This is a genomic window from Larkinella arboricola (assembly GCF_003259745.1).
Lineage (GTDB): Bacteria > Bacteroidota > Bacteroidia > Cytophagales > Spirosomataceae > Larkinella > Larkinella arboricola.
Genome location: NZ_QLMC01000036.1, coordinates 1 through 1128 on the forward strand (window position 1 = coordinate 1; position 1128 = coordinate 1128).

Sequence of the window (1128 nt, forward strand, 5' to 3'; positions counted from 1 at the left end):
TGCTGCCGGATGGGTTTGGTCAGCACCGAGACAAAAAGCTGCCGCTGGTCGTCGTTTAACTCTTCTCCAATAGAACTCAGCAGGATAATCGGTAGTTTGGGCGTCTGCTCCCGAATCTGCCGGGCCAGCATCAGCCCATCCATGCCCGGCATCTGCATATCTGTAATCACCAGATCGATTTCCGAGCTTTTTGACAGAATCTCCAGCGCATCTTCCCCGCAGGTCGCCAGCACCGGCTGCAACTTCCAGGACTCGAACTGGCGTTTGAGAATAGCCAGGTTCGTGGCATTGTCGTCTACCACCAGAATCCGTTTCCCCTCCAGAGCGGCCAGGCTGTTGCTGGTGTAGGCCCGCAGGGCTTTTGTTCCGGGAGTAGTACAGATGGTAAACGAGAAAACCGAGCCCCGTCCGGGTTCGCTGCTCACGCGAATGTCTCCGCCCATGAGCCGTACCAGTTTCTGCGAGATCGCCAGACCCAGCCCCGAACCGCCGTACTTACGCGTGGTTGACGAATCGACCTGAGAGAAGGATTTAAAAAGCCGACTCATTTTATCGGCCGGAATACCGATTCCCGTATCCTTCACATCGAACCGGATCTGCACGTTGCCCGGCGGCTGATTCGGTTCCAGATTTACCAGAACGCAGACCTCTCCGCGCTGGGTAAACTTGACGGCATTGCCCACCAGATTGGTCAGCACCTGCCGCAGCCGCAACGAGTCGCCCATGATCTGCGTGGGTACATTTTCCGCCATCTCGTAAATCAGATCAAGTCCGAGTTTGCTGGCCCGGGCTCCAAAAATAGCCAGTACCTCCTCGATACACTGACGCAGGTCAAAATCTTCCTTTTCCAGCTCCAGGCTGCCCGATTCGATTTTCGAAAAATCCAAAATATCGTTGATGACGTTGATGAGCGTATCCCCGCAGGTGGTGATGGTTTCGGTAAACATCCGCTGCTCTTCGGTAAGCTCGGTTTCCTGCAATAAGCTCGCCATCCCGATTACTCCATTCATCGGCGTACGAATTTCATGGCTCATCGTAGCCAGAAAAACACTCTTGGCCTGATTAGCCCGTTCGGCTTCCTGACGGGCTTTTTCCAGTTCCAGGTTCGACGCCCGGAGTTGCTCGTTG

1 protein-coding gene is annotated in these 1128 nt (G+C 54.8%); it reads right to left on the reverse strand.

Annotation, left to right across the window (positions count from 1 at the left end; genetic code table 11):
* Positions 1-1128: ATP-binding protein (locus LX87_RS28485; RefSeq protein ID WP_146624612.1), on the reverse strand; the 1128-nt coding region annotated here is incomplete at both ends.